The following is a 26,821-nucleotide window of genomic DNA, read 5'->3' as shown; positions in this document are numbered from 1 at the left end:
AGTTTCCCTCCTTCTTGTGGATATCGATCGGCCGAAGCCGTGGCGGTCAATCTTCTGTACGCAGGCCGAGCCCGAGGTCCTCAAGCTTCGCTTTGACTTCTTCGAGAGACTTGCGTCCGAGGTTGCGCACTTTCATCATCTCTTCTTCGGACTTGTTCGCGAGTTCGAGCACCGTGTTGATGCCGGCACGCTTCAGGCAGTTGTAGGAGCGGACGGACAGGTCGAGTTCCTCGATCGTCATCTCGAGAACCTTTTCCTTCTGGTCTTCTTCCTTCTCTACCATGATTTCGACGGATTGTGCTTCATCCGTCAGCCCGACGAAGATGTTGAGGTGCTCGGTCAGGATCCTGGCGCCGAGCGAAATCGCCTCTTGCGGCCCGATGCTGCCATCGGTCCAGACGTCGAGGGTCAATTTATCGTAATCGGACGATTGTCCGACACGTGTGTTTTCCACCTGGAAATTGACGCGTGAGACTGGGGTGTAAATGGAGTCGATCGGGATCACGCCGATTGGCAGATCTTCACGCTTGTTCCGGTCGGCCGGAACGTAGCCGCGTCCGCGCTGTGCATACATGCGCATGCGGAGATGGCCGTTTTTGCCGACGGTCGCAATATGGAGATCCGGGTTGAGGATTTCAACATCGCTGTCGTGCGTGATGTCGGCAGCTGTAACCGCTGCGTCGCCTTTGACATCGATCTCGATGACTTTCTCGTCATCCGAGTAGATTTTCAGGGCGAGTTTCTTCACATTCAGGATGATGGTCGCCACATCTTCGACGACGCCTTCAACAGTGGAGAACTCATGGAGGACCCCGTCAATCTGAATCGACGTGACGGCGGCACCCGGCAGCGAAGACAGGAGGATTCGGCGCAGGGAGTTCCCCAGCGTAGTTCCGTATCCGCGCTCGAGCGGTTCAATGATGAACTTCCCGTAGCTGTTTTCTTCCGTCTTTACAGGTTCAATCCTCGGTTTTTCTATTTCGATCATTCAATTCACCCTCCCTCAAAACGTCCATGCATGGCGGTTCCTATTGGAAATCGAACTTACAAGACAACGATTGCAGTATCACAAACCAGTTTATCCGTAAATCTCGTTTCTCAATCAAATGGACGGACAGCCATTATACGCGGCGGCGTTTTGGAGGACGGCAGCCGTTGTGCGGCACAGGAGTCACGTCGCGGATTGCGGTTACTTCAAGACCTGCAGCCTGAAGTGCACGGATTGCAGCTTCACGGCCGGCACCAGGACCTTTAACTGTGACTTCGAGTGTTTTCATGCCATGTTCCATCGATGTGCGGGCTGCAGTTTCTGCTGCCATCTGAGCTGCAAACGGAGTGGATTTACGGGAACCCTTGAATCCGAGCGCACCTGCACTCGACCAGGAAACTGCGTTGCCTTGCGTGTCCGTGATCGTCACGATCGTGTTGTTGAACGTGGAGCGGATGTGTGCGATGCCGGACTCGATATTCTTTTTCACGCGGCGCTTGCGCGATTGTTGTTTACGTGCCATTTGTTCAGTAACCTCCTTTGCTTATTATTTCTTCTTGTTAGCGACGGTCTTACGAGGGCCTTTGCGTGTACGTGCGTTGTTCTTCGTATGTTGACCGCGTACAGGAAGGCCTCGGCGGTGACGGATTCCGCGGTAGCTGCCGATTTCCATCAGACGCTTGATGTTCAGGGAGTTTTCACGGCGAAGGTCGCCTTCGACTTTCAGTGCGTCGATCTCTTCACGGATCTTGTCGAGTTCGGCGTCTGTCAGGTCGCGGACGCGAGTGTCTTCGGAAACGCCTGCATCAGCGAGGATCTTCTGGGAAGTTGTTTTCCCGATACCGAAAATATAAGTGAGCGCGATGACTACGCGCTTGTCGCGCGGTACGTCTACACCAGCAATACGTGCCATATTCTATCGTGCACCTCCTTGGGGATTATCCTTGACGTTGTTTGTGTTTAGGGTTTTCACAGATTACCATAACCCGTCCGCGACGGCGGATGACTTTGCACTTTTCGCAGATCGGCTTTACAGATGGTCTTACTTTCATCGGATTACAACCTCCTTATCGTCCGGAGTGCTTCAGATCATTTGTATCGGTATGTGATACGGCCACGGGTCAGATCGTACGGTGAAAGTTCTACAGTCACCCGGTCACCAGGCAGGATACGGATATAGTGCATCCGGATCTTCCCGGAAACGTGAGCCAGGATCGTGTGGCCGTTTTCGAGTTCTACGTTGAACGTTGCGTTCGGCAGGGTCTCGACGACTTTGCCTTCCACTTCGATTACATCATCTTTCGCCATCCATCATCATCCCTTCAGGTCAAAAATTAAGGTCTCTCTTCATCCCGCTATGCCTTGCCTTTCAACATATGACCGGTCTGCATGAGAGATGTCCGAAAGACTACCAGCGGATCCCGTTTCCGGGAACCCGCCCGGCGCTTTCCTGCAAACACGCCAAGCGGGATGAGGTCAGCCGGAAAGGCCGGCCGTGCGGGTTCCCCGCCCTCAGGCGGTCGGATCCACGGTACCCATTATACCTTGTTCCGGCGGGCATTGCATGGCCCGTGTCCCGGTCCCGGGCAGAATTGCCCCCGGCCGGTCCGTCCGGACTTCACACGCCGCATCGCAGGATCGTCATGCCGCCCCGGCAAGGGCTCAGCTGCGTGACAGCAGCCGGTCGATGTCGAGGAATACGTCATCGATGTCCTGCTGCCCGTCGATGTTGGCGAGAACGCCCTTGTCGCCGTAGTAGGCGAGCAGTGGTTCGCTCTGCTTCATATTCACTTCCAGGCGGTTGTTGACGGTCTCCGGGTTGTCGTCGGCTCGCTGGTAGAGCTCCCCGCCGTCCTTGTCGCATACCCCTTCTTCTTTCGGAGGGTTGAAGACAAGGTGGTAGGAAGTTCCGCATACTTTGCAGATGCGGCGGCCGGTCAGCCGTTTGACGAGTTCGTCATGCTCCACCCGGATGTTGATGACATGGTCGATCTTCCGGCCAAGTTCGGACATGATGCCGTCCAGCGCTTCCGCCTGGGCGACGGTGCGCGGGAAGCCGTCGAGGAGGACTCCGTTTGCGCAGTCCTCTTTCGACAGGCGCTCGCGCACGATGCCGATCGTCACTTCATCAGGGACAAGTGCCCCTTCATCCATGAACTTCTTGGCCTGAAGGCCGAGTTCCGTCCCTTCCTTGATGGCGGAACGGAACATATCGCCTGTAGAGATATGAGGGATTTCGTACTTCTCGACAATTCTGTCCGCCTGGGTGCCTTTACCGGCACCCGGCAGGCCCATCAATACGATGTTCATACGTCTTGCCCTCCTACAGTGTTGTGACGGCCGGAACGGCCGCCGGATCTTGCATTACTTCATGAACCCTTTGTAATGGCGCTTGACGAGCTGGGACTCGAGTCCCTTCATCGTTTCGAGTGCGACCCCGACGACGATCAAGAGGCTGGTGCCCCCGATCTGGACGGATTGCGGAAGGCCTGCCAGATTGATGAAGAAAATCGGCAGAACCGCAATCAGCGCGAGGAAGATCGAGCCGACGAATGTCAGGCGGTACAATACGCGGGTCAGATAGCTTTGTGTGTCGCCGCCCGGACGGATGCCCGGGATGTAGGCCCCCTGCTTCTTCAGGTTGTCCGCGACATTCTCAGGATTGACCTGCACGAATGCGTAAAAGTAAGTGAAGGCAAGGATCAGCGCCACATAAATGATCATCCCCACCGGCTTCGTATAGTCGAAGATCTCGATGATGGCCGCCGTCCATTTGTTCTGGCCAAAGAACGACGCGATCGATTGTGGAGTTATGATGAACGCCACAGCGAAGATTACCGGAATAACCCCTGCAGCGTTAACTTTCAAAGGCAGGTGGGTCTGCTGGCCCGCCTGCTGGCGGCCACGGCCCGTTACACGCTTCGCATACTGGATCGGAATCTTGCGGAGTGCCTGCTGGACGTATACGACGCCGACAACAATGGCAATCACCGCAAGAACGAGCAGCAACAGAATCAGGATGTTCAGGAACAGGCGGTCACCCGCGTCCTGGATCTGCTGGGCGTAGATCTGGTTCACCGCGTTCGGAATCGCAGCCGCAATCCCGGCGAAGATGATGATCGAAATGCCATTCCCGACCCCTCTTTCGGTGATCTGCTCACCGAGCCAGAGAAGGAACGACGTGCCCGCCGTCAAAACGACCGCGATCACGAGGTAAGTCGTGAATCCGTCGTCTTTGATGAGCGTGCCGCCATACATCCGGTTGAACCCGTAAGACATGGCGATCGACTGGATAAACGCCAGGACGACCGTGAAGTAACGGGTGAACTGGGCCAGTTTCTTGCGCCCGACTTCGCCCTGCTTCGCCCATTCGGCGAATTTCGGAACGACATCCATCTGAAGAAGCTGGACGATGATCGATGCCGTGATATACGGCATGATCCCCATCGCTAGGATGGAGAAGTTCGCGAGCGCACCGCCCCCGAACGTGTTCAGAAAGCCGATGAGACTGAAGTCGTCGGCTGCCTGGAGTGCTGACGCATCGACATTCGGCACCGGGATGAAGGTCCCGAGGCGGAATACGATGAGCAATGCCAGCGTGAAGAAGATTTTATTCCGGATTTCCCGGACGCGCATAAAGTTTGAGAGGGATTGGAACATCAGATCACCTCTGCGGAGCCGCCTGCGTTCTCGATCGCTTCTTTAGCAGATGCAGAGAATTTGTGGGCCCGCACAGTGACCTTCTTTTCGAGCTTGCCGTTTCCGAGGATCTTGATCCCGGATTTCTCTTTGCTGACCATGCCTGTTTCAAGAAGGAGTTCAGGAGTGATCTCCGTGCCTTCTTCGAAACGGTTCAGCGTATCGAGGTTCACGATGGCATATTCCTTGCGGTTGATGTTCGTGAATCCACGCTTAGGCAGGCGTTGGAACAAAGGAAGTTGCCCACCTTCGAAGCCAGGGCGCACACCGCCGCCGGAACGGGCTTTCTGGCCGTTCGCACCGCGGCCGGATGTCTTGCCGTTGCCGGAGCCCGGTCCGCGGCCTACGCGGTTGCGTTCTTTGCGGGATCCCGTTGCAGGTTTCAGTTCATGCAGTTTCATTTGACTGGCACCTCCTTATTTATGAATTGAGATTAGATTTCTTCAACTGTGACCAGGTGGTTGACCGTGTTGATCATGCCGCGGATTGCAGCATTGTCTTCGTGCTCAACTGTCTGGTTCGTCTTGCGGAGGCCGAGTGCTTCGACCGTTTTGCGTTGAGCCGGTTTCGAACCGATCACACTCTTCTTAAGGGTGATTGCGAGTTTAGCCATTAGTTTTCCCCCCTCAGCCCAGCAGTTCTTCTACGGATTTGCCACGGAGTTTTGCAACATCCTCGGCACGCTTCAGTTCTGTGAGGCCCTGAATTGTCGCGCGGACCATGTTGATCGGCGTGTTGGAGCCGAGAGATTTCGAAAGGATATCCGTGATTCCTGCGAGTTCAAGCACCGCACGGACAGGGCCGCCAGCGATGACACCGGTACCAGGAGCAGCCGGCTTGATGAAGACGGAGCCTGCACCGAAACGTCCGATCACTTCGTGCGGCGTTGTGCCGTTGACCATCGGTACGTTGATGAGGTTTTTCTTCGCATCTTCAACGGCTTTGCGGATCGCATCCGGAACTTCCTGTGCCTTGCCTGTACCAAAACCGACGCGGCCGTTCTTGTCACCGACGACGACGAGAGCCGTGAAACGGAAGCGACGGCCGCCCTTGACGACTTTCGCTACGCGGTTGATCGTTACTACGCGTTCTTCGAACTCACTTTTCACTTCATTGCGACGCATTAAAGAGTCCCTCCTTCTTTATTAAAATTCCAGACCGTTTTCACGGGCTGCATCTGCCAGGGCTTTTACGCGGCCGTGGTAGAGGTAACCCCCGCGGTCGAAGACGACAGACTTGATGTTCTTTTCGGCAGCGTTCTTTGCGATCGCTTCGCCGACTTTCGTTGCAGCTTCTGCATTGGAAGAAGAAGATGCTTCGAAACCTTTGTCCATAGTGGATGCACTTGCAAGTGTCACGCCATTGGCATCGTCGATCAGCTGAGCATAGATATGCTTGTTTGAGCGGAAGACGTTCAGGCGCGGACGCTCGGCAGTGCCACTGATTTTCGAACGCACGCGTGCGTGGCGTTTCTTGCGGACTTCGTTCTTGTCCTTTTTCGTAATCATCGTGGTCACTCCTTTCGATGCCTATGCGGCATTATTTACCTGTCTTACCTTCTTTGCGGCGGACATGTTCGCCTTCGTAACGGATCCCTTTGCCTTTGTAAGGCTCTGGCGGGCGTACCGCACGGATGTTGGATGCAAGCGCGCCGACGCGCTCCTTGCTGTATCCGCGGACAGTGATTTTCGTGTTGGATGGAACTTCGATTTCTACGCCTTCTTCCGGTGTGAATTCAACCGGGTGGGAGTAGCCGACGTTCAGCACGAGCTTGTCGCCCTGCTTCTGCGCACGGTAACCGACGCCGACGAGTTCGAGGGATTTCTCGAAGCCCTTCGAAACGCCTTCGACCATGTTGCTCAGCAGCGAGCGTGTCGTTCCGTGGATCGAGCGGTGTTCTTTATTGTCAGTCGGGCGTGTCAGGGTGATGATGTTGCCTTCCTGGTTGATCGTAATGTCTTGGTTGAATGTACGAACCAGTTCGCCTTTCGGGCCTTTTACCGTGACTGTGTTGTCATCGGCAATCGTGACTGTCACGTTTTCAGGCACCTCGATCAGCTTATTGCCAATACGGGACATGTTGTTGCACCTCCATTCGTTTGTAGCGGATTACCAGACGTATGCGACGACTTCGCCGCCGACTTGCTTCGCACGTGCTTCTTTGTCCGTCAGGAGACCCTGGGACGTGGAGACGAGTGCGATACCGAGACCGTTCAGGACTTTAGGGATTTCGTTCGTTTTCGCGTAGACGCGAAGACCTGGCTTCGAGATCCGCTTGAGGCCTGTGATGACGCGTTCGTTTTCTTGGCCGTATTTGAGGAAGATGCGGATGACCCCTTGCTTGTCATCTTCGATGTATTCCACGTCACGGACGAACCCTTCGCGCTTCAGGATTTCGGCGATCTCTTTTTTCATGTTGGAAGCAGGAACTTCCAGTTTCTCATGGCGTACCATGTTGGCGTTGCGGATACGTGTGAGCATATCTGCGATCGGATCACTCATAGTCATTGTGTTTAACCTCCTTCCCAGAATGGGGGATTACCAGCTGGCTTTTTTCACGCCAGGCAGTTGCCCTTTGTATGCAAGTTCACGGAAACAGATACGGCAAAGCTTGAATTTGCGGTATACAGAGTGCGGACGTCCGCAGCGTTCGCAGCGGGTGTACTCTTGCACTTTGTGTTTAGGCGTGCGCTTCTGCTTTGCGATCATGGATTTCTTAGCCACAATTTCGCCTCCCTTTCGTTTACTTTTGGAACGGCATGCCGAACTGAGTCAACAGTTCACGGGCTTCTTCGTCCGTGTTTGCAGTCGTGACGATGACGATGTCCATCCCACGTACTTTAGAAACTTTATCGTAGTCGATTTCCGGGAAGATGAGCTGTTCCTTCACGCCGAGCGTGTAGTTGCCGCGGCCGTCGAACGCTTTCGTGGAGACGCCACGGAAGTCACGTACACGCGGGAGTGCAATGGAGACCAGCTTGTCGAGGAAATCATACATGCGTTCGCCGCGAAGCGTTACTTTCGTGCCGATCGGCATTCCTTCACGGAGACGGAAGCCGGCGATGGATTTCTTCGCTTTCGTGACGATCGGCTTTTGGCCGGCAATGATTTCGAGGTCTTCTACAGCAGCGTCGAGCGCCTTGCTGTTCTGGACAGCGTCGCCGACACCCATGTTGATGACGATCTTTTCGATTTTCGGCACTTGCATGACCGATTCATATTCGAACTTGCTCATGAGAGCAGGTGTGATATCGCTTTGGAATTTCTCTTTCAGGCGGTTCATCAGGAGTACCTCCTTCCTCTAGTCGCTTATTTCTTGAATGGATCGGCGATGACTTCGCCGGATTTCTTGGCGATGCGGACTTTCTTGCCGTCTTCGCCCACTTTGTAGCTGACACGAGTCGGTTCGCCCGATTTCGGGTCGAGCAGCATGACGTTCGATACGTGGATCGCAGCTTCTTTGCTCACGATGCCGCCCTGCGGATTCTCCTGGTTCGGCTTCGTATGCTTTTTAACGATGTTGACGCCTTCCACGATCACACGGTCTTTCTTAGGGAATGCAGCAAGGATGACGCCGGTTTTCCCTTTGTCTTTTCCTGTGATCACCTGGACTTTATCACCTTTTTTAACGTGCATTCTCTTGCACCTCCTTGGTTGGCACTACCCTATGGATTAAAGGACTTCCGGAGCCAGCGAAATGATTTTCATGAAGTTGTCGTCGCGGAGTTCACGAGCAACAGGTCCGAAAATCCGTGTACCGCGGGGGCTCTTGTCGTCACGGACGATAACACATGCGTTTTCGTCGAATTTGATGTAAGAACCGTCTTTCCGGCGAACGCCGCTCTTTGTGCGGACGATAACAGCCTTGACGACGTCACCTTTCTTGACAACGCCTCCTGGTGTTGCTTTCTTCACCGTGCAGACGACGATGTCGCCGACATTCGCAGTCTTGCGGCCGGAACCACCGAGCACTTTGATCGTGAGGACTTCACGCGCGCCGGAGTTGTCAGCGACTTTCATACGACTCTCTTGTTGAATCATTGAGGGTACCTCCTCTCAAGGTTAAGTTCTCAATCAGATGATGACCGCTTTTTCGATGACTTCTACAAGGCGGAAACGCTTCGTAGCAGACAGCGGGCGAGTTTCCATGATGCGGACGACGTCGCCGATTTTGGCTACATTGTTTTCATCATGAGCTTTGTATTTCTTCGAGTATTTGACGCGTTTGCCGAGTTTCGGGTGCTTTTTGTACGTTTCGACGACAACAGTGATCGTTTTGTCCATCTTGTCGGAAACGACGCGGCCCGTGTAGACTTTGCGCTGGTTACGCTCTTCCATGCTTGCAGCCTCCTTTATCAGTTGTTGGCGCTGATTTCACGTTGACGAATGACGGTCTTCATGCGCGCGATCGACTTGCGCACCTCACGAATGCGAGCTGTGTTCTCAAGTTGGCCGGTCGCAAGCTGGAAACGGAGGTTGAAGAGCTCTTCTTTCAGCGATTTCACTTTTTGTTCGATTTCAGCAGTGGTCAATTCACGGATTTCATTAGCCTTCATTCGATTCACCACCAATTTCTTCGCGTTTTACGAACTTGCTCTTCACCGGCAGTTTGTGGGAGGCAAGGCGAAGTGCTTCGCGGGCAGTTTCTTCGGAAACTCCGGCGATTTCGAACATGACGCGGCCTGGCTTGACAACGGCCACCCATCCTTCGACGGCACCTTTACCGGAACCCATCCGGACTTCAAGAGGTTTTTTCGTATATGGCTTATGAGGGAAGATCTTGATCCAAACTTTACCGCCACGCTTCATGTAACGGGTCATGGCGATACGTGCGGATTCGATCTGGCGGTTTGTGATCCAGCCGGATTCTACAGCCTGGAGGCCGTATTCGCCGAACATCACTTCGCCGCCGCCTTTAGTTTCACCGCGCATTTTGCCGCGGTGTACACGACGGTGTTTCACACGTTTAGGCATCAACATGATTAGTTGCCTCCTTCCTCGGTTTTCTTCTTGACAGGAAGGACTTCGCCGCGGTAGATCCATACTTTGACACCGAGTTTGCCGTAAGTTGTATCGGCTTCAGCATGAGCGTAGTCGATGTCGGCACGGAGTGTATGGAGCGGAACGGTTCCTTCGCTGTAGTGTTCGGCACGGGCGATGTCTGCACCGCCGAGACGGCCGGATACTTGTGTGCGGATCCCTTTGGCGCCTGCGCGCATTGTGCGTTGGATCGCTTGTTTTTGTGCACGGCGGAACGAAGCACGTTGTTCAAGCTGGCGTGCGATGTTTTCTGCGACGAGTTTCGCATCAAGATCTGCACGTTTCACTTCAACGATGTTGATGTGCACGCGTTTGCCTGTGAGTGCGTTGAGCTGCTTGCGGAGCGCTTCAACTTCGGAACCGCCCTTCCCGATCACCATGCCGGGCTTCGCAGTGTGGATCGTGATGTTCACGCGGTTGGCTGCACGCTCGATTTCCACTTGGGAAAGGGAAGCGTCTTTCAGTCTTTCCTCGATGAATTCACGGATTTTCAAGTCTTCATGCAACAGTGTAGCGTAGTCTTTTTCTGCGTACCATTTGGACTCCCAGTCACGGATGACTCCAAGACGCATACCGTTTGGATGTACTTTTTGACCCACGAATTATCCCTCCTTCTTCTCGGATACCACTACTGTGATGTGGCTAGTGCGTTTGTTGATCTTGCTGGCGCGTCCTTGTGCACGTGGACGGAAACGCTTGAGCGTAGGACCTTCATCGACGAATACTTCGCTGACAACGAGGTTATTGATGTCCAGGTCGTAGTTGTGCTCGGCGTTTGCCACTGCAGATTTCAATACTTTCTCGACAACCGGCGATGCGGCTTTCGGAGTCAGTTTAAGGATTGCGACCGCTTCACCCACTTGCTTGCCCCGGATCAGATCGACGACAAGACGAACTTTGCGAGGAGCGATACGGACCGTGCGGGCGATGGCTTTAGCTTGTTGCATCAGGGGTACCTCCTCTCAATTAGCGTTTCGTTTTCTTATCGTCGGCTCCGTGTCCGCGGTAAGTGCGCGATGGCGCGAATTCACCGAGTTTGTGGCCGACCATGTCTTCCGTGATGAAAACCGGAACGTGTTTGCGTCCATCATAGACAGCAATTGTGTTGCCGACGAAGTTCGGGAAGATCGTCGAACGGCGGGACCAAGTTTTGATTACCTGCTTTTTGTCGTTTGCATTTTGCGTTTCGACCTTTTTCATAAGATGATCATCGACAAAAGGTCCTTTTTTCAAGCTGCGACCCATGTTGGTACCTCCCTCCGTGATTGCCCCACGGCCCACCCCGTGAACCGCAGAGAAACCACATTATTTTTTGCGGCGACGAATGATGAGATCGTTCGACTTGTTTTTCTTCTTGCGTGTTTTGAGGCCGAGTGCCGGCTTGCCCCAAGGCGTGACTGGCGCTTTACGTCCGATTGGCGTACGGCCTTCACCACCACCGTGCGGGTGATCGTTCGGGTTCATGACGGAACCGCGGACTGTCGGGCGCTTGCCCATCCAGCGGGAGCGGCCTGCTTTACCGATGTTGATCAGTTCGTGCTGCTCGTTGCCGACCTGTCCGATTGTCGCGCGGCATGCGCCGAGGATCATGCGGACTTCGCCGGATTGGAGACGGACGATGACGTATTTGCCTTCTTTACCGAGGACCTGTGCCGATGTGCCTGCGGAACGGACGAGCTGGCCGCCTTTTCCTGGCTTGAGTTCGATGTTGTGGATCGTCGAACCCATCGGGATGTTCTCGAGTGGAAGAGCGTTACCTACTTTGATGTCGGCTTCCGGTCCGGACATGATCTGCATGCCGACCTTGAGGCCTTTCGGTGCGAGGATGTAGCGCTTTTCCCCGTCTACGTAATTGATCAATGCGATGTTGGCAGAACGGTTCGGATCGTATTCGATCGTAGCAACGCGTCCTGGAATGCCGTCTTTCCGACGTTGGAAGTCGATGATGCGGTATTGGCGCTTATGGCCGCCGCCCTGGTGACGGACTGTCGTACGGCCTTGGTTGTTGCGGCCGCCCTTGCGGTGTTTAGGCGCGAGGAGCGATTTTTCCGGCTTGTCCGTTGTGATCTCGGCAAAGTCGGAAGCCGTCATGTTACGTCGGCCGTTCGTCGTCGGTTTGTACTTCTTGATCGCCATTGTTTTCCCTCCTCTTGTTTTTTGGGTACGGTGCGTTTATTAAGCTTCGAAGAGTTCGATGTCTTTCGATTCAGCTGTCAGTTTGACGATGGCTTTGCGGCGTTTGTTCGTGTATCCGCCGTAACGGCCCATACGCTTGAACTTGCCTTTGACGTTCATGATGTTGACTTTTTCCACTTTGACGCCGAAGATTTCTTCGACTGCCTGTTTGACTTGCGTCTTGTTGGCGCGGACATCTACATCGAACGTGTATTTTTTGTCTTCCATCGCTTCGGCGGAACGCTCGGTAATGACCGGACGCTTCAATACATCACGTGCATCCATTAACCAAGCACCTCCTCTACTTTTTCGACCGCGGACTTCGTCATGACGAGCTTGTCATGGCCGACGAGGTCGAGAACATTGATGCCGTTTGCGGAGACGACCGTGATGCCCGGGATGTTGCGTGCGGACAGAGCGACGTTTTCGTCAGGCTCGGCTGTGACGAACAATGCTTTTTTGCCGACGGACAGGTCGTTCATCACTTTGATGAAGTCTTTTGTCTTTGGCGCGTCGAATGCGAGGCCTTCCAGTACGATGAGGCTTTCTTCGCGGACTTTCGTCGAAAGCGCGGAGCGAAGAGCAAGACGACGGACTTTCTTAGGCATTTTGTAGCTGTAGCTGCGTGGTACAGGACCGAATACGGTACCGCCTCCGCGCCACTGTGGCGAGCGGATGGAACCTTGGCGGGCACGGCCTGTGCCTTTTTGGCGCCATGGCTTGCGGCCGCCGCCGGCTACTTCACCACGGTGTTTGACTTTGTGGTTGCCCTGGCGCAGCGATGCGCGCTGAGCGATGATGGCTTCGAACAGGACAGCTTCGTTCGGCTCGATTCCGAAGATCGATTCATTCAGTTCGAGTTCGCCGACAGAAGCGCCCGTTTGATTCAGTACGGATACTTTTGGCATTGTGTTGTCCTCCTTTCCTTATTTCTTGAGGGCTGCGCGTACTTTGACGAGCGATTTGCGCGCGCCCGGTACGTTCCCTTTAACGAGAAGAAGATTGCGTTCTGCGTCGACTTTGACGATTTCGAGGTTCTGGATCGTCACTGTGTCTCCGCCCATGCGGCCAGGGGATTTCATCCCTTTGAATACGCGTGCCGGGTCAACCGGACCGAGCGAACCTGGTGCACGGTGGAAGCGGGAACCGTGGCTCATAGGACCGCGGGAGTGGCCGTGGCGCTTGATCGCACCCTGGAAGCCTTTCCCTTTCGTTGTGCCTGTGATGTCCACAAAGTCTCCTGCTGCGAAAATTTCTACGTTGACTTCCTGACCAACTTCGTAATCGGCCGTGTCTTCTCCGCGGAATTCGCGAACGAAGCGCTTAGGCGCAGTTTCTGCTTTGGCTGCGTGGCCTTTTTCCGGTTTGTTCGCAAGCTTTTCGCGCTTGTCGTCGAAACCGAGCTGGACTGCTGCATAGCCGTCCGTTTCAGCCGTCTTCTTTTGAAGGACGACGTTCGGCGCCGCTTCGATGACTGTTACCGGGATGAGATCGCCGTTTTCGGCGAACACTTGTGTCATGCCGACTTTTCTACCCAAGATTCCTTTGGTCATTCGTCACACCTCCTGCATTGTGTAAGTTTGTATTGGTTTTATTAGAGTTTGATTTCGATATCCACGCCGGATGGCAGATCAAGCTTCATCAGGGCGTCGACCGTTTTCGGCGTCGGATTGACGATGTCGATCAGACGCTTGTGTGTACGCATCTCGAATTGCTCACGCGAGTCTTTGTACTTGTGCACAGCACGCAGGATCGTGTAGACCGAGCGTTCTGTCGGAAGCGGGATCGGACCCGAAACACTTGCACCAGAACGTTTTGCCGTTTCGACAATCTTCTCAGCGGATTGATCGAGGATACGGTGGTCGTACGCTTTCAAACGGATACGGATTTTTTGTTTTGCCATTACTTTCCCTCCCTTTCGCCTTTTTTCAAGACAGTTCTCCACGGAAATTATCCTGCACACTCGCCATGGCAAAGCGGCCGGGTGTGTCAGCAACCTCCCGCTTCATCGCAGTCGATAGACCAACATTCCACATTATACACAAAAATAAAGAACCTCGCAACTGTCAGTGCGACATTCTTTTGTGGATTTTCGTGGACTTACCTAGTATACCGGGTGTCGCGTGCCCGTGCAAGGGAGAAGGGAATTGTTTGAAATTTGAGGTTTGGGTGCGGGGATTCTGTTGGCCGGACCGGTGCGGCGGAGGAGGATTTTGCATAGGGAGCGGCTTTTCTTGATTCATAACCGGCTTCCTTATTTCATAACAGGCCCCCTTAATTCATAACTGCTCTCCATAATTCATAATGCCTCTACTTAATTCATAACGTCACTCCATAATTCATAACCGCTCTCCTTAATACACAACGCTCCTCCTTAATTCATAACCGCTCTCCTTAATTCATAACGCCTCTCCATAATTCATAACGGCCCTCCATAATTCACAACGCTCCTCCATAATTCATAACGCCTCTCCTTAATTCACACCGGCCATCCATAATTCATAACGCCTCTCCTTAATTCACACCGGCCATCCATAATTCATAACGCCTCTCCTTAATTCACACCGGCCATCCATAATTCATAACGCCTCTCCTTAATTCACACCGGCCATCCATAATTCATAACGCCTCTCCTTAATTCACACCGGCCATCCATAACGGCAAAGCCACCCCCGCTCAAAACGGGGGTGGCTTACGTTGGGTGCGCTCAGAGGATCATGGCGGCGATCCAGCCGAAAAGGACGAGCGGGATATTATAATGAAGGAACGTCGGAACGCATGTGTCCCATATGTGGTTGTGGCGGCCGTCGGCATTGAGGCCGGCGGTCGGTCCGAGGGTGCTGTCCGATGCCGGGGATCCGGCGTCCCCCAGTGCGCCGGCCGTCCCGATGAGGGAAATGATGGCGAGCGTACTGAATCCGAACTCGACGCTGAGCGGGACAAAGATGGCGGCGATGATCGGAACGGTCGCAAACGAGGAACCGATTCCCATCGTGACGAGGAGGCCGACGACCAGCATGATGAGCGCAGCAGCGCCTTTGTTGTCCCCGAGCATCCCGCTCGCCGCCTGGACAAGGGATTCCACATCGCCGGTCTCCTGGATGACCCCGGCGAAGCCGTTCGCCGCGATCATGACAAAGCCGACGAAGGCCATCATCTTCATGCCGTCATTGAGCAGTTCATCCGCTTCTTTCCATCGTACCGAACCGGATGCGTAAAGAACCGCGATCCCGGCAATCGCCCCGATGATCATTGAATCCGTCCAGATCTGGGCTGCGAGTGCGGCGATGAGCGCGAGCACGGTGAACAGGATGTTCCTGGCCGGCACTTTCGCCCCCTGGACGCGGGAAGAGATGGCCGCCCCGTCGTCACCGTAGTCGCGCGGCTTCCGGTACGAGATGAAGACGGCGACAAGCAGGCCGATCAGCATGCCGCCGACCGGGATGGCCATCGCCCCCGGGATATCCGCCATGTTGATCGTCAGTCCGGCAAGCTTCATCTGGTTGTAGATGACCTCGTGGAACAGCAGGCCGAACCCGAACGGCAAAAGAATGTACGGCGCCGTCAGACCGAACGCCAACACACACGCGATGAGCCGGCGGTCGATTCTGAGCATGTCCAGGATATGCAGGATCGGCGGGACGAGCAGCGGAATGAAGGCAATATGGATCGGAATGAGGTTCTGGGATGAAATGGCGATGAGCAGGAGGGCAAAAATAACGAGCGCCTTCGCCAGCCCCTTGCGCTGCTTTTCCTGCCCTTCTCCGACGACCTTCAGGATGAGGCCGACAAGCACCTCGGGGATGCCCGTCTTTGAAATGGCAACGGCGAAACCTCCGAGAAGCGCATAACTGAGGGCGATCGTCGCCCCTCCGCCGAGACCGCCGGTGAAGGCATCGATTGTTTCATGGATGGACAAGCCGCCGGATAGCCCGCCGGCCAGTGCTCCGATTGCGAGCGCCAGCACCACGTTCACCCGGAACAGGCTGAGAATGAGCATGACCGCGACGGCCAGAATGACTGCGTTCATCTATAACACACCCTTTTCGCTTTAATGCTTTAGCGTGATGAATTAATGAAGTACAGAAATTAATTTAACAGATTCACAGACAGTAAGTCAACCGGAGAAATTTTTTCCTCCTGAATTCATTCGCTTCCGGCGGGCTGCCTCCTTCCGGTTCAGGCATTTTAGGGAAGAAAGGCCGCTTCGGACCGTCCGGAAGTCCCTGCATGCACACCCCCGAGGACAGGAAGGCTCCCCTATCGAGGGGCGCTCCGCCATCCGCACCACAACAAAACACCGGCAAGCCTCCCATCAGGGGCTTGCCGGTGTTGCGGACCTTCAGGCGTGCTGTTCTTCATACGCCCGGATATGGTCTTCGTATTTGAACGTGAGGGCAATCTCATCCCAGCCATTCAGGAGCATTTCCTTCCAGTACGGGTCAATGTCAAAGCGGCGGACCGTGCCGTCCGGCTCCGTAATGGTCTGCTCCTCCAGGCTGACGGCGATCTCATGGGGATGCTCCTTGCCTTTTTCCAGGAGGGATTCCACTTCCTCTTCGGGCAGCCGGATCGGGAGAATCCCGTTCTTCATGCAATTATTGTAGAAGATGTCCGCGTAGCTCGGTGCGATGACGACCCGGAAGCCGTAGTCCAGGATCGCCCACGGTGCGTGCTCGCGTGACGAGCCGCACCCGAAGTTTTCCCGGGCGACGATGATTTCCGATCCCGCAAACCGGGGATCGTTCAGGACGAAGTCTTCCTTCGGCTTTCCGTCGGCGTCAAAGCGCCAGTGGTAGAACAGATATTTTCCGAAGCCCGTCCGTTCGATGCGCTTCAGGAATTCCTTCGAGATGATCTGGTCCGTGTCGACGTTGCTCCGGTCGAGCGGCGTCATGATGCTGGTCACTTCGTTGATCGGCTTCATGGGGCAATCTCCTTTCTTCTGCTCATGCGTGGACGGCGAACCGGGTCCGCACGTCGGTGAACCGGCCCTCGATTGCGGCGGCGGCAGCCATCGCCGGACTCATGAGATGCGTCCGCGATCCGGTTCCCTGGCGGCCTTCGAAGTTCCGGTTGGACGTCGAGGCACAGCGCTCGCCCGCCGGAACGATATCGTCGTTCATCGCGAGGCACATGCTGCAGCCCGACTCGCGCCATTCGAACCCGGCGTCAAGGAAGATCCGGTCAAGCCCTTGGTCTTCGGCCTGTTTCTTCACCGTGCGCGACCCAGGAACGACGATCGCCGTGACAGACGGGTGGACCCGGCGGCCTTCGACGACTTTTGCCGCTGCCCGGAGGTCGCTTAGACGCGCATTTGTGCAAGAGCCGATGAAGACATGCTGGACCGCGATGTCGGTGAACTTCTGGCCTTCCTTAAGGCCCATGTACTCGATCGCACGCAGGAACCCTTCGCGGTCCATTTCGTTCTCAAAGTCTGCCGCATGCGGAACCTGCCCCGAAATGCCGGCACCCATCGACGGGTTCGTGCCCCATGTGATGAACGGCTCGATCTCGTCGGCATGGATTGTGAGCGTCGTGTCATACTCCGCCCCTTCATCGGATGCGAGTTCGAGCCATGCGGCAGCCGCCGCTTCAAACGCTTCTCCCTGCGGAACCTCACGGCGGCCGCGCAGATAGTCGACGGTCGTCTCGTCGGGACTGATGAGCCCTGCACGGGCGCCGGCCTCGATCGACATGTTGCACACCGTCATCCGCTCTTCCATGGACAGCTTCCGGATCGCCTCGCCCGTGTACTCGACGATGTGCCCGGTGCCGACGTCCGTGCCGAACTTGGAGATGATGGCGAGGATGATGTCTTTGGCGGTCACGCCGGGCCCGATTTCTCCATCGATGCGGATCTGCATCGTCTTCGGCCGGGACTGCCAGAGCGTCTGTGTCGACAGCACATGCTCGACTTCACTCGTGCCGATCCCGAACGCAAGCGCCCCGAACGCACCGTGCGTGGATGTGTGCGAATCGCCGCAGACGATCGTCTTGCCGGGCTGCGTCAGGCCGAGCTCCGGTCCGATGACATGGACGATCCCCTGATCCGGGTGGTCGACGCCCGCAAGCGGCACGCCGAACTCCCCGCAGTTTTCTCCGAGCGTGCGGATCTGCTTGCGCGAAACCGGGTCCTTGATCTCCGCGCGGTTGCGCGTCGGCACATTGTGGTCGACCGTCGCGAAGCAAAGATCCGGCCGGCGCACCTTTCGGCCGTTCATCCGGAGTCCTTCAAATGCCTGGGGTGAAGTGACTTCATGGAGCAGATGAAGGTCGATATACAGGAGGTCCGGCTTGCCCGGTTCCCTGAAGACGATATGCTGATCCCAAATTTTATCGATGATTGTGTTAGCCATGCGCTTCCGCCTCCCGAATTACATATAGGCGAACAGGATGTGGTCAGAGACCGCCTCGCTGTCCAGCTGTTCCAAAATCCGCTCTGTCCATTCTTCCGTTGAAAGTGCCCGTGTGCCTTCTTCCGCCACATCCGCCGTGCGGAAACCGTCTTCGAGGACGGTCTGGACCGCCTCTTCGATCGCGGCCGCCTCGGTGTCCATGCCGAACGAGTACCGGAGCATCATGGCGGCGGACAGGATGGCCGCAGCCGGATTCGCAATGCCCTTGCCGGCGATGTCCGGGCCCGAACCATGCACCGGCTCATAGAGGCCGAAGCCGTCCGACCGGATGCTGGCGGACGGCAGCATGCCGAGCGAGCCGGTGATCACGGAAGCCTCATCGCTCAGGATGTCCCCGAACATGTTCTCCGTGACGACGACGTCAAATGCTGCCGGGTCCGTGATGAGCTTCATCGCGCAAGAGTCGACGAGCTGGTGCTCGACCCGGACGTCCGGGTAGGCGGCCTTCTTTTCCTCGACGACCTCCCGCCAGAGCCTGCTCGTCTCCAATACGTTCGCCTTGTCGACGGAGGTCACTTTCCCTCTGCGCACCCGTGCGAGCTCAAATGCCTTGTCGACGATGCGCTCGATCTCCTCGCGGGAGTAGCTCAGCGTATCGACCGCCGCTTCATGCGTGCGGTGCTTCGGCTCCCCGAAGTACAGGCCGCCGGTCAGCTCACGGACGATCATGAGGTCGACATCGGATGCCTTTTCTTCCTTTAGCGGGGAAGCGCCGAGCAGCGCCGGCACCGCCTTCACCGGCCGGAGGTTGGCGAACAGGCCGAAATGTTTCCGGATCGCGAGAAGGCCGTTTTCAGGACGGTTCCCCGACGCATTGGCATCCCACTTCGGACCCCCGACCGCTCCGAGAAGGACGGCGTCGCTCGCCTGGCAGGCGTCGGCCGTCTCTTCGGGGAACGGATTTCCGAGGGCGTCAATTGCCGCTCCGCCGATCAGTCCGTAAGACAGCTTGAATGAATGGTTGTAGCGCCGGGCAATGAGTTTCAGCACCTTGACTGCGGCACTCGTCACTTCGGGGCCGATTCCGTCCCCTGGCAATACGGCAATTGTCTTTTCCATGTTCTCTTCCTCCTTATGTGATGGGGTTGCCGGCTTTCCGGGCCGGGACCGGCCGGCTTCGGCAAATACAACCTGCTGATCTGCCAAAGCTGTTCTTCAGTCCGTCGTTCTGTCCGTGCGGCGGATCAGTTTGCTGCCGGCACGGCGTCGGGCTGTTGCTGTGCGTCTTTGACGAGCTTTCGGTTGATCGCATTGAAGTAGGCGTTCGCCGTCGCTTCCAGCACGTCCTGCGACGCATCGCGGCCGGCAATTTCGGTTCCCGCGACCCGCAGGTTGACGTAGGCTTCGCCGAGCGCGTCACGGCCTTTTCCGATGGAGGTCACCCGGTAGTCCAGAATGTTGACCTTTTCCTTGACGATGCGCTCCAGCGTATTGAAGATCGCTTCGACGGAGCCGGATCCGGTCGCCGCCTCGGTCACCTGCGTCCCGTCCGGCATGACGGCCGAAACCGTTGCGGTCGGGATGTTCGCCGTACCGTACTGGATCTGGAAGCTCTCGAGCCCGTATACCGGTGTTTCCGCATCCTGGATCTGGCGGTGCGTGAGGATGACGAGCAGGTCCGCCTCGGTGATCTCCTTCTTGCGGTCCGCAAGCTTCTTGAATTCGGCGAATGCCTCGTTCAGCTGCTCTTCGCCGAGTTCAAAGCCCATCTGGACGGCCCGGTCACGGAAAGCATGGCGCCCGGAGTGCTTGCCGAGCACGAGCTCGGTATGCGCGTCCCCGATGAGTGCCGGCGTGATGATCTCGTATGTGTCCGGGTTTTTCAGCATGCCGTCCTGGTGGATGCCCGACTCGTGGGCGAAGGCGTTCTTCCCGATGACCGCCTTGTTGGGCTGGACGGCGACCCCGGTCAGCCGGCTTACGAGTTCGCTCGTGCGCTTGATCTCCTTGAGCGTGATGCCGGATTCGGCATGGTAGTGGTCTTTCCGGATATGGAGGGCCACCGCGATTTCTTCGAGCGCCACGTTGCCCGCGCGCTCCCCGATACCGTTGATCGTGCCTTCCACCTGGTCGGCGCCGTTCTCGATTGCGGCAAGCGTGTTCGCCGTCGCCATGCCGAGGTCGTCATGGCAGTGTGCGGACAGCTTCACGTTTTCGATGCCCGGGACGGTCTCCTTCAGATACTTGAAGATCGCTCCGTAGTCCTGCGGCGTCGCGTAGCCGACCGTGTCCGGGATGTTGATCGTCGTGGCACCTGCCTTTACGGCCTCCGCTGCGATGCGGGCAAGGAATTCAGGCTCCGTCCGGGAAGCATCTTCCGCGGACCACTGGACAAGCGGGAAAAACTGCTTTGCGTACCGGATTGCCTCGACGGCTGCTTCAACGACCTGGTCCGGCGTCTTTTTCAGCTTGTAGGCCATATGGATCGGCGAAGTGGCGAGGAAGATGTGGACGTGCGGCTGCTCCGCACCCTTCAGTGCCTCCCAGGCCGCATCGATGTCTTTCTTGTAGCATCGGGCGAGCCCCGTCACGATCGAGTTTTTGACCGTGCCGGCGATCCGGCGCACCGCGTCCTGGTCACCGGGCGAGGCGGCCGGGAATCCGGCCTCGATGACTGCCGCTCCGAGGCGTTCGAGCTGTCTGGCGATCTCCAGTTTCTCGGCGGTGTTGAGATTAATCCCGGCCGACTGCTCCCCGTCCCTCAGTGTCGTGTCAAAGATGTCAATTTTGCGCACTGGCGACCACTTCCTTTTTCGGTTTCTTCCCTTCGTTGACAAACGGCATCATGGCACGGAGCTCACGGCCGACTTTCTCGATCTGGTGCTCGGACTCACGGCGGTTGATCGCATTGAATTCCGGACGGTTGAGCTGGTTTTCAAGCAGCCAGCCTTTCGCGAACTTGCCGCTCTGGATGTCTTCGAGCACTTCCTTCATGCGGGCCTTCGTATCTTCCGTGACAATCCGTGGTCCGGAAACGAAGTCGCCCCACTGTGCCGTATCGGAAATCGAATAGCGCATCCCCTCAAGGCCGCCTTCGTACATGAGGTCGACGATGAGCTTCAGCTCGTGGAGCACTTCAAAATATGCAAGCTCCGGCTGGTAGCCCGCCTCGACGAGCGTTTCGAAACCGGCTTTGACGAGCGCCGTGGTGCCCCCGCAAAGAACGGCCTGTTCGCCGAAGAGATCGGTTTCCGTCTCTTCCTGGAACGTTGTTTCAAGAACGCCTGCACGGGTGGCCCCGATCCCTTTTGCATAGGCGAGGGCGATTTCCTTCGCCTGCCCGGATGCATCCTGATGGACTGCGAACAGTGCCGGGACGCCGGCGCCGGATTCGTATGTGCGGCGCACGAGATGGCCGGGGCCCTTCGGTGCGACCATGAACACATCAACATCCGACGGAGGGACGATCTGATTGAAGTGGATATTGAATCCGTGTGCGAACACGAGCGCCTTGCCCGCCCGGAGTGACGGCCGGATCTCTTCGTTGTACACCTGGGTCTGGCGCTCATCCGGGAGGAGGACCATGATGACGTCCGCCGCTTCCGCCGCTTCGCGGACGGTCGCCGTCTCGATGCCGTCTTCAACCGCCTGATTGAACGAGCGGCCCGGACGGACTCCGACCACGACGTCAAAACCGGATTCCTTCAGGTTCTGTGCATGGGCATGGCCCTGGGAGCCGTACCCGATGACCGCGATTTTCTTGCCTTGGAGTGCCGCCTCGTTAACATCCTGGTTATAGTACATTTTTGCCATTTTAATTTCCTCCTCATGGGTTCTCGTTTTTATGGTTCGGCCGGCCTTGCCGTGCCGTTGATTCACTTTGTCCAAAGCTGCCGTATGCTTTCGTGCGCCGTCCGGTCCATTCGGGGCCGACCATCCGGCTTCATTGGAGGATCAGGTCCGGCTTCATTTCGGTGCGCTGGGTTTCCCGGGTGAATGCGGTGACGCCGGTGCGGGAGATCTCCTTGATGCCGTACGGGCGCATCAGGTCGATGAAGGCCTCGATCTTTTCCGGGTCCCCTGTCACCTGGAATGTCGTGACGTTCTTGCTCATGTCGATGACCGATGCGCGGAACGGCTGGACGATGCTCTGCACTTCGCTCCTCACCTGGGGCGGGGTGGTGACTTTGACGAGGGCCAGTTCCCGCATGACCGCCGATTTGTCCGTGATGTCATTGGCTTTGATGACGTCGATCTGTTTCTGCAGCTGCTTCAGGAGCTGTTCGACTTTTCCGGGATCCTCGACGTGGACGACAAATGTCATCTTCGACATGCCCGGCTGTTCTGTATGCCCGACGGTAATGCTCTCGATGTTGAACTGGCGCTTCATGAGAAGCCCGGTGACGCGGTTCAGCACGCCGCTCTGGTTGATGACTGTCGTCGTTATGATTCGTTTCACCGTTCCATCACTCCGATCATTTCACTCAATGTCTTGCCCGGTGCCACCATCGGATAGACGTTCTCCGTCTCGAGCACCCGGCAGTCGATGAGGGCCGGTCCGTCGGAAGCGAGTGCTTCCCGGAATACTTCTTCGGCCCGGCTCAGCGTCTCCACCTTGTATCCCTTGACTTCGTACGCTTCCGCCAGCTTCACGAAATCCGGCTGGATCGGGATGAGCGAGGAGGAGTACCGCTCTCCGTGGAACGTCTCCTGCCACTGGCGCACCATTCCGAGGCTCGCATTGTTGACGATGACGATCTTGACCGGGAGGCGGAACTCCTGGAGCAGGGACAGCTCCTGGAGGGTCATCTGGAAGCCGGCATCGCCGACGATGGAGACGACCTTTGCATCCGGCCGGGCGAACTGGGCGCCGATCGCTGCCGGGAAGCCGAAGCCCATCGTCCCGAGCCCGCCCGATGTCACCCAGTGGTGGGCGTTGTTCAGGCTATAGTACTGGGCGGCGAACATCTGATGCTGGCCGACGTCCGTCGTGACGATTGCATCCCCCTCCGTGTACTTGTGGACGAGGCGGACCGCATCCTGCGGCATGATCCCGTCAGCTGTGGCCGCCGTGTAGCCGAGCGGACGGGTTTCCTTCCAGTCATCCAGCCGGGCAATCCACTCCTCCGTGTCCGGCTTTCCGGCATCCTGACGGAGGAGGGCTTCCAGCGCCTGCCGGGCATCTCCGACAATCGGGATGTCGGTCGGGACATTCTTTCCGATTTCGGCCGGGTCAATGTCGATGTGGATCACCTTCGCGTTCGGGGCAAAGCCGGCCAGTTTGCCTGTGAGCCGGTCGTCGAACCGGGCGCCGACATTCAGGAGGACGTCGCATTCCTGGATCGCATGGTTCGCTGCATAGGTGCCGTGCATGCCGGCCATCCCGAGAAACAGTTCATGTTCTCCCGGAATTGTGCCGAGTCCGAGGAGCGTGTTCGTCACCGGAATCCGCCATTCCTCAATGAGCCGGCGCAGTTCCTCCGTGCCTTTCGCGGCAAGGACTCCGGCACCGGCCAGGATGAGCGGCCGTTTTGCCGCGGCAAGCGACTGGGCAGCCTTCTGGATCTGGAAGAAGTTCGGCTGGTATGTCGGTTGATATCCCGGCAGGTCCACCTCGACGGGGTGCGGAATGTCCGCTTCGAGACCGGCCACCGATATGTTCTTCGGGATATCCACGACGACCGGACCGGGACGGCCGGTTGACGCAATGTGGAACGCTTCCTTCACGATCCTCGGCAGATCCCTTGCATCCTTCACCTGATAATTGTGCTTCGTGATCGGCTGAGTGATGCCAATGACGTCCGCCTCCTGGAAGGCGTCCGTCCCGATGACCTGCTGGGCAACCTGCCCGGTGAAGACGACAAGCGGCAGGGAGTCCAGCATCGCATCGGCAATCCCCGTCACGAGGTTTGTCGCTCCCGGGCCGGATGTCGCAATGACCACTCCCGGCCGCCCCGTCACCCTGGCGTAGCCTTCCGCCGCGTGGATGGCCCCCTGTTCGTGCCGGGCCAGGATATGACGGATCGGGTTGCGGTACAGCGCATCGTAGATCGGAAGTACGGCGCCGCCCGGGTAGCCGAAAATAATATCCACGCCCTCATTTTTCAGTGACCGGATCAGAAGATCGGCCCCGGTGCCGGCCGCCTGTTCTGTGACGGCCGTGCCTTCCCTCGACTTGACGCTCGCTTCCATCTGCGACATCCTCCTTTTGGTTGCTTGATTTTTTGAAAATGAAAAAGGCCCGTTCATCCCCGCCGGAGAACACACTGTTCCTCCTGCAGAAGGGATGAAAGAGCCTTTCATGGTACCACCCTTGTTTACGGCAAACTTCGCCGCCTCGGCAGCCGGATTTGGAATCCGGCCAGTTTTGGTAACGGGGCGGCAGATTAGCCTGTGCCCCGGGAACGCCTACTCGGTTGCCCGTTCAGCGATCCACTCGGAGGGGATGTCGGGTCGGATGCGTTTGCCGGCTTCCAGCATGACCGGCTCTCTGGTAAAACGCAGGGTGTCCTTCCCTTTAACCTCTTCATCGATTTAGATTTTCATGACGCCGCCGGTATTGGCGGATGTGACCAGTTTTGAATAGCGGGCGAGATAGCCCTTTTTGATCTTCGGTTCGAACGGCTTCAGTTTCTTGCGCCGTTCTTCCAGCTCTTCGTCCGGCACCCGGAGTTCGATTGTCCGCTTCTCCAGGTCGATCGTGATGATGTCTCCGTTCTCCACGAGTGCGATCGGGCCGCCTTCCGCCGCTTCGGGCGAAATGTGACCGATTGAAATGCCGCGCGACGCGCCGGAGAACCGGCCGTCCGTGATGAGCGCGACTTTCTTGCCGAGCCCCCGGCCGACGATGGCCGATGTCGGGGCGAGCATTTCCGGCATTCCCGGGCCGCCCTTCGGCCCCTCATACCGGATGACGACGACATGGCCTTCCTGAACCGTGCCGTCATCGATGCCCTTCTGCGCATCCTCCTGGGATTCGAAGACGATGGCATCCCCTTCGAACACCCGGATCGACGGATCGACCGCCCCGACTTTGATGACACTGCCGTCGGGCGCGATGTTGCCGTATAGGACGGATAGGCCGCCCACCTGACTATACGGATTTTCTTTCGGCCTGATGACTTGCTCATTCAAAATCGGCTGGTCTTTCACGTTCTCGTAAAGCGTCTTGCCGGTGACCGTGATCCGGTCGCCGTGGATCGCACCCGGAATCTCGCACAGCTCTCGGATGATGGCGCTGACGCCTCCTGCAAGGTGGACGTCATGCATCGTGTAATCCGAAGCGGGGCTGATTTTCGAGAGATATGGAATCCGCTCTGCGACTTCGTTCACCCGCTTGAGGTCATAATCGATCTCGGCCTCGTTTGCGATGGCGAGGGTATGGAGGACGGTATTCGTCGATCCGCCCATCGCCATGTCGAGTGCAAATGCATCGTCGATCGTGTCCTCGGTGATGAGGTCACGCGGCTTCACATCCTCCTCGACCATCCGGATCAGCTGTCTGGCCGCCTCACGGATGAGGTTGTGGCGTTCATCCGACGTGGCGACGATCGTGCCGTTGCCCGGCAGTGCGACCCCCATCATCTCCATCAGAGTGTTCATCGAATTTGCGGTGAACATCCCTGAGCATGACCCGCATGTCGGACAGGCATTCTGCTCAATGTCGAGGAGCTGCGTACCGGTCATCGTCCCCTGCTTGTAGGAACCGACTCCTTCAAACACCGACATGAGTGAAAGCGGCTTGCCTTCGGCGGATGTGCCGCCTTCCATCGGTCCGCCGGAAACGAAGATCGAAGGGACATTCGTACGCACCGCCGCCATCAGCATTCCCGGCGTGATCTTGTCACAGTTCGGGATGTAGAATACCCCGTCGAACCAGTGTGCATTGATCACGGTCTCCGCTGCGTCGGCAATGATCTCCCGGCTCGGGAGCGAGTACCTCATCCCGATGTGGCCCATCGCGATCCCGTCATCCACCCCAATCGTGTTGAATTCGAACGGGATGCCGCCGGCTTCGCGGATTGCCTCTTTGACGACTTCGGCAAACTTGTTCAGGTGCATATGCCCCGGAATGATGTCGACGTATGAGTTGCACACACCGATGAACGGCTTGCCCATATCCTTCGCCTTTACGCCCGTTGCGTAAAGGAGGCTCCTGTGAGGCGCCCGGTCTATTCCTTTTTTGATCATGTCGCTTCTCATGGTGATCTCTCCCTGGCTATTGCGGCGTAACGGCTGCTGGCCGTCTCCGGAAATGAATTGGGAACATCATATCGCGGAACCGATAGGGCGTCAACCTTGATTTTTAATTTTTTCGCCAATTTAGAATAGCGGAAAAGAAATGTAATCGTTTACAAACGCGATATATCGCATTTCGCTCATGTGAAAACATGATCAAAAAATATTTTTGGAAGTACCGGGGAAAGCAGTTACAGTTTTGAACGAACCGACGCTTTCAAAGATTCAGGAGGGAGGGAAATGGCCATTTGGATCGGAGAGCAATCGGGGGCTTCGGGTGTCCGGGAAAGATGCCTAGATGAGATTCTGCAGGCTGCTTTGT

At 56.7% G+C, this 26,821-nt stretch carries 37 protein-coding genes; all 37 read right to left on the bottom strand.

Annotation, left to right across the window (positions count from 1 at the left end; translation table 11 throughout):
• Positions 1-46: 46 nt before the first annotated feature.
• The 37 genes from B0B07_RS10680 to ilvD all read right to left on the bottom strand — a co-directional run bounded on the left by B0B07_RS10680 (position 47) and on the right by ilvD (position 26,463).
• Positions 47-988 (bottom strand): DNA-directed RNA polymerase subunit alpha, encoded by a 942-nt coding sequence (locus tag B0B07_RS10680; protein ID WP_076758854.1) that lies wholly within the window; start codon positions 986-988, stop codon positions 47-49.
• 133 nt (positions 989-1,121) lie between these two features.
• Positions 1,122-1,511 carry a 30S ribosomal protein S11 gene (gene rpsK, locus B0B07_RS10675; RefSeq protein WP_076758853.1) on the bottom strand — a complete coding sequence of 130 codons (390 nt, stop codon included), beginning with the start codon at positions 1,509-1,511 and terminating at the stop codon, positions 1,122-1,124.
• Positions 1,512-1,535: 24 nt separating this feature from the next.
• On the bottom strand, positions 1,536-1,901 hold the full coding sequence (rpsM, locus tag B0B07_RS10670; RefSeq protein ID WP_076758851.1) for a 30S ribosomal protein S13: 366 nt from the start codon (positions 1,899-1,901) through the stop codon (positions 1,536-1,538).
• A 25-nt stretch (positions 1,902-1,926) separates the two neighbouring features.
• Entirely contained in the window at positions 1,927-2,040 is a 114-nt protein-coding gene (gene rpmJ, locus B0B07_RS10665; RefSeq protein ID WP_076758849.1) for a 50S ribosomal protein L36, read from the bottom strand.
• A gap of 37 nt (positions 2,041-2,077) precedes the next feature.
• Complete coding sequence (infA, locus tag B0B07_RS10660; RefSeq protein ID WP_040225815.1) at positions 2,078-2,296, bottom strand: translation initiation factor IF-1; 219 nt, start codon at positions 2,294-2,296, stop codon at positions 2,078-2,080.
• Between the two features lie 354 nt (positions 2,297-2,650).
• On the bottom strand, positions 2,651-3,298 hold the full coding sequence (locus tag B0B07_RS10655) for an adenylate kinase (protein WP_076758848.1): 648 nt from the start codon (positions 3,296-3,298) through the stop codon (positions 2,651-2,653).
• Between the two features lie 54 nt (positions 3,299-3,352).
• On the bottom strand, positions 3,353-4,648 hold the full coding sequence (gene secY, locus B0B07_RS10650) for a preprotein translocase subunit SecY (protein ID WP_076758847.1): 1,296 nt from the start codon (positions 4,646-4,648) through the stop codon (positions 3,353-3,355).
• A complete protein-coding gene (rplO, locus tag B0B07_RS10645) occupies positions 4,648-5,088 on the bottom strand; it encodes a 50S ribosomal protein L15 (RefSeq protein ID WP_076758845.1) in 441 nt (146 codons plus the stop codon). Before rplO ends, secY begins: the two co-directional genes overlap by 1 nt.
• Before the next feature lie 32 nt (positions 5,089-5,120).
• The gene (gene rpmD / locus B0B07_RS10640; RefSeq protein WP_076758844.1) at positions 5,121-5,300 is read right to left on the bottom strand and encodes a 50S ribosomal protein L30; all 180 of its coding nucleotides are present in this window, start codon (positions 5,298-5,300) and stop codon (positions 5,121-5,123) included.
• A gap of 13 nt (positions 5,301-5,313) precedes the next feature.
• Positions 5,314-5,811 carry a 30S ribosomal protein S5 gene (gene rpsE / locus B0B07_RS10635; RefSeq protein ID WP_076758842.1) on the bottom strand — a complete coding sequence of 166 codons (498 nt, stop codon included), beginning with the start codon at positions 5,809-5,811 and terminating at the stop codon, positions 5,314-5,316.
• 21 nt (positions 5,812-5,832) lie between these two features.
• Positions 5,833-6,195: a 50S ribosomal protein L18 gene (rplR, locus tag B0B07_RS10630; protein ID WP_076758841.1), complete on the bottom strand. Its 363-nt coding sequence runs from the start codon at positions 6,193-6,195 to the stop codon at positions 5,833-5,835.
• A gap of 31 nt (positions 6,196-6,226) precedes the next feature.
• Entirely contained in the window at positions 6,227-6,766 is a 540-nt protein-coding gene (gene rplF / locus B0B07_RS10625) for a 50S ribosomal protein L6 (protein WP_076758839.1), read from the bottom strand.
• A gap of 30 nt (positions 6,767-6,796) precedes the next feature.
• Positions 6,797-7,195, bottom strand: coding sequence for a 30S ribosomal protein S8 (gene rpsH, locus B0B07_RS10620; protein ID WP_076758837.1), 399 nt, complete (start codon positions 7,193-7,195; stop codon positions 6,797-6,799).
• A gap of 30 nt (positions 7,196-7,225) precedes the next feature.
• On the bottom strand, positions 7,226-7,411 hold the full coding sequence (locus B0B07_RS10615) for a type Z 30S ribosomal protein S14 (RefSeq protein WP_076758835.1): 186 nt from the start codon (positions 7,409-7,411) through the stop codon (positions 7,226-7,228).
• A 19-nt stretch (positions 7,412-7,430) separates the two neighbouring features.
• Positions 7,431-7,970 (bottom strand): 50S ribosomal protein L5, encoded by a 540-nt coding sequence (gene rplE / locus B0B07_RS10610; RefSeq protein WP_076758833.1) that lies wholly within the window; start codon positions 7,968-7,970, stop codon positions 7,431-7,433.
• 26 nt (positions 7,971-7,996) lie between these two features.
• A complete protein-coding gene (gene rplX / locus B0B07_RS10605) occupies positions 7,997-8,323 on the bottom strand; it encodes a 50S ribosomal protein L24 (RefSeq protein WP_076758832.1) in 327 nt (108 codons plus the stop codon).
• A 36-nt stretch (positions 8,324-8,359) separates the two neighbouring features.
• A complete protein-coding gene (gene rplN, locus B0B07_RS10600) occupies positions 8,360-8,728 on the bottom strand; it encodes a 50S ribosomal protein L14 (RefSeq protein WP_076758830.1) in 369 nt (122 codons plus the stop codon).
• A 33-nt stretch (positions 8,729-8,761) separates the two neighbouring features.
• The gene (gene rpsQ / locus B0B07_RS10595; RefSeq protein WP_076758829.1) at positions 8,762-9,025 is read right to left on the bottom strand and encodes a 30S ribosomal protein S17; all 264 of its coding nucleotides are present in this window, start codon (positions 9,023-9,025) and stop codon (positions 8,762-8,764) included.
• A gap of 17 nt (positions 9,026-9,042) precedes the next feature.
• Complete coding sequence (rpmC, locus tag B0B07_RS10590) at positions 9,043-9,243, bottom strand: 50S ribosomal protein L29 (protein WP_040225839.1); 201 nt, start codon at positions 9,241-9,243, stop codon at positions 9,043-9,045.
• A complete protein-coding gene (gene rplP / locus B0B07_RS10585; RefSeq protein WP_076758828.1) occupies positions 9,233-9,667 on the bottom strand; it encodes a 50S ribosomal protein L16 in 435 nt (144 codons plus the stop codon). Before rplP ends, rpmC begins: the two co-directional genes overlap by 11 nt.
• A 2-nt stretch (positions 9,668-9,669) precedes the next feature.
• Positions 9,670-10,326 carry a 30S ribosomal protein S3 gene (gene rpsC, locus B0B07_RS10580; protein WP_076758826.1) on the bottom strand — a complete coding sequence of 219 codons (657 nt, stop codon included), beginning with the start codon at positions 10,324-10,326 and terminating at the stop codon, positions 9,670-9,672.
• Positions 10,327-10,329: 3 nt separating this feature from the next.
• Positions 10,330-10,674, bottom strand: a complete 345-nt coding sequence (gene rplV / locus B0B07_RS10575) for a 50S ribosomal protein L22 (protein ID WP_076758825.1) — start codon at positions 10,672-10,674, stop codon at positions 10,330-10,332.
• Positions 10,675-10,693: 19 nt separating this feature from the next.
• Positions 10,694-10,972 carry a 30S ribosomal protein S19 gene (gene rpsS / locus B0B07_RS10570; RefSeq protein ID WP_076758824.1) on the bottom strand — a complete coding sequence of 93 codons (279 nt, stop codon included), beginning with the start codon at positions 10,970-10,972 and terminating at the stop codon, positions 10,694-10,696.
• A gap of 60 nt (positions 10,973-11,032) precedes the next feature.
• On the bottom strand, positions 11,033-11,863 hold the full coding sequence (rplB, locus tag B0B07_RS10565; RefSeq protein ID WP_076758822.1) for a 50S ribosomal protein L2: 831 nt from the start codon (positions 11,861-11,863) through the stop codon (positions 11,033-11,035).
• Positions 11,864-11,902: 39 nt separating this feature from the next.
• Positions 11,903-12,187, bottom strand: coding sequence for a 50S ribosomal protein L23 (rplW, locus tag B0B07_RS10560; protein ID WP_076758820.1), 285 nt, complete (start codon positions 12,185-12,187; stop codon positions 11,903-11,905).
• Positions 12,187-12,810 carry a 50S ribosomal protein L4 gene (gene rplD / locus B0B07_RS10555; protein ID WP_076758818.1) on the bottom strand — a complete coding sequence of 208 codons (624 nt, stop codon included), beginning with the start codon at positions 12,808-12,810 and terminating at the stop codon, positions 12,187-12,189. The genes rplW and rplD overlap by 1 nt, the downstream gene beginning before the upstream one ends.
• An 18-nt stretch (positions 12,811-12,828) precedes the next feature.
• Positions 12,829-13,455, bottom strand: a complete 627-nt coding sequence (gene rplC / locus B0B07_RS10550; protein ID WP_076758817.1) for a 50S ribosomal protein L3 — start codon at positions 13,453-13,455, stop codon at positions 12,829-12,831.
• A gap of 41 nt (positions 13,456-13,496) precedes the next feature.
• On the bottom strand, positions 13,497-13,805 hold the full coding sequence (gene rpsJ / locus B0B07_RS10545) for a 30S ribosomal protein S10 (protein ID WP_008298888.1): 309 nt from the start codon (positions 13,803-13,805) through the stop codon (positions 13,497-13,499).
• Between the two features lie 804 nt (positions 13,806-14,609).
• Complete coding sequence (locus B0B07_RS10540; RefSeq protein WP_076758814.1) at positions 14,610-15,932, bottom strand: Na+/H+ antiporter family protein; 1,323 nt, start codon at positions 15,930-15,932, stop codon at positions 14,610-14,612.
• A gap of 312 nt (positions 15,933-16,244) precedes the next feature.
• Positions 16,245-16,829: a 3-isopropylmalate dehydratase small subunit gene (gene leuD, locus B0B07_RS10535; protein ID WP_076758813.1), complete on the bottom strand. Its 585-nt coding sequence runs from the start codon at positions 16,827-16,829 to the stop codon at positions 16,245-16,247.
• Between the two features lie 22 nt (positions 16,830-16,851).
• Positions 16,852-18,261, bottom strand: a complete 1,410-nt coding sequence (leuC, locus tag B0B07_RS10530; protein WP_076758811.1) for a 3-isopropylmalate dehydratase large subunit — start codon at positions 18,259-18,261, stop codon at positions 16,852-16,854.
• An 18-nt stretch (positions 18,262-18,279) separates the two neighbouring features.
• A complete protein-coding gene (gene leuB / locus B0B07_RS10525) occupies positions 18,280-19,380 on the bottom strand; it encodes a 3-isopropylmalate dehydrogenase (protein ID WP_076758810.1) in 1,101 nt (366 codons plus the stop codon).
• 125 nt (positions 19,381-19,505) lie between these two features.
• Positions 19,506-21,056, bottom strand: coding sequence for a 2-isopropylmalate synthase (locus B0B07_RS10520; RefSeq protein WP_076758808.1), 1,551 nt, complete (start codon positions 21,054-21,056; stop codon positions 19,506-19,508).
• Positions 21,043-22,080 carry a ketol-acid reductoisomerase gene (ilvC, locus tag B0B07_RS10515; protein WP_268753126.1) on the bottom strand — a complete coding sequence of 346 codons (1,038 nt, stop codon included), beginning with the start codon at positions 22,078-22,080 and terminating at the stop codon, positions 21,043-21,045. The genes B0B07_RS10520 and ilvC overlap by 14 nt, the downstream gene beginning before the upstream one ends.
• A 124-nt stretch (positions 22,081-22,204) precedes the next feature.
• Positions 22,205-22,720 (bottom strand): acetolactate synthase small subunit, encoded by a 516-nt coding sequence (ilvN, locus tag B0B07_RS10510; RefSeq protein ID WP_076758805.1) that lies wholly within the window; start codon positions 22,718-22,720, stop codon positions 22,205-22,207.
• Positions 22,717-24,453, bottom strand: coding sequence for a biosynthetic-type acetolactate synthase large subunit (ilvB, locus tag B0B07_RS10505; RefSeq protein ID WP_076758803.1), 1,737 nt, complete (start codon positions 24,451-24,453; stop codon positions 22,717-22,719). Before ilvB ends, ilvN begins: the two co-directional genes overlap by 4 nt.
• 342 nt (positions 24,454-24,795) lie before the next feature.
• Positions 24,796-26,463, bottom strand: coding sequence for a dihydroxy-acid dehydratase (ilvD, locus tag B0B07_RS10500; protein WP_076758802.1), 1,668 nt, complete (start codon positions 26,461-26,463; stop codon positions 24,796-24,798).
• Positions 26,464-26,821 lie beyond the last annotated feature (358 nt).

Source organism: Edaphobacillus lindanitolerans (assembly GCF_900156305.1).
In the GTDB taxonomy this organism is placed as follows: Bacteria; Bacillota; Bacilli; order Bacillales_A; family Planococcaceae; genus Bhargavaea; species Bhargavaea lindanitolerans.
This window is presented reverse-complemented; position numbering and strand designations above follow the sequence as displayed.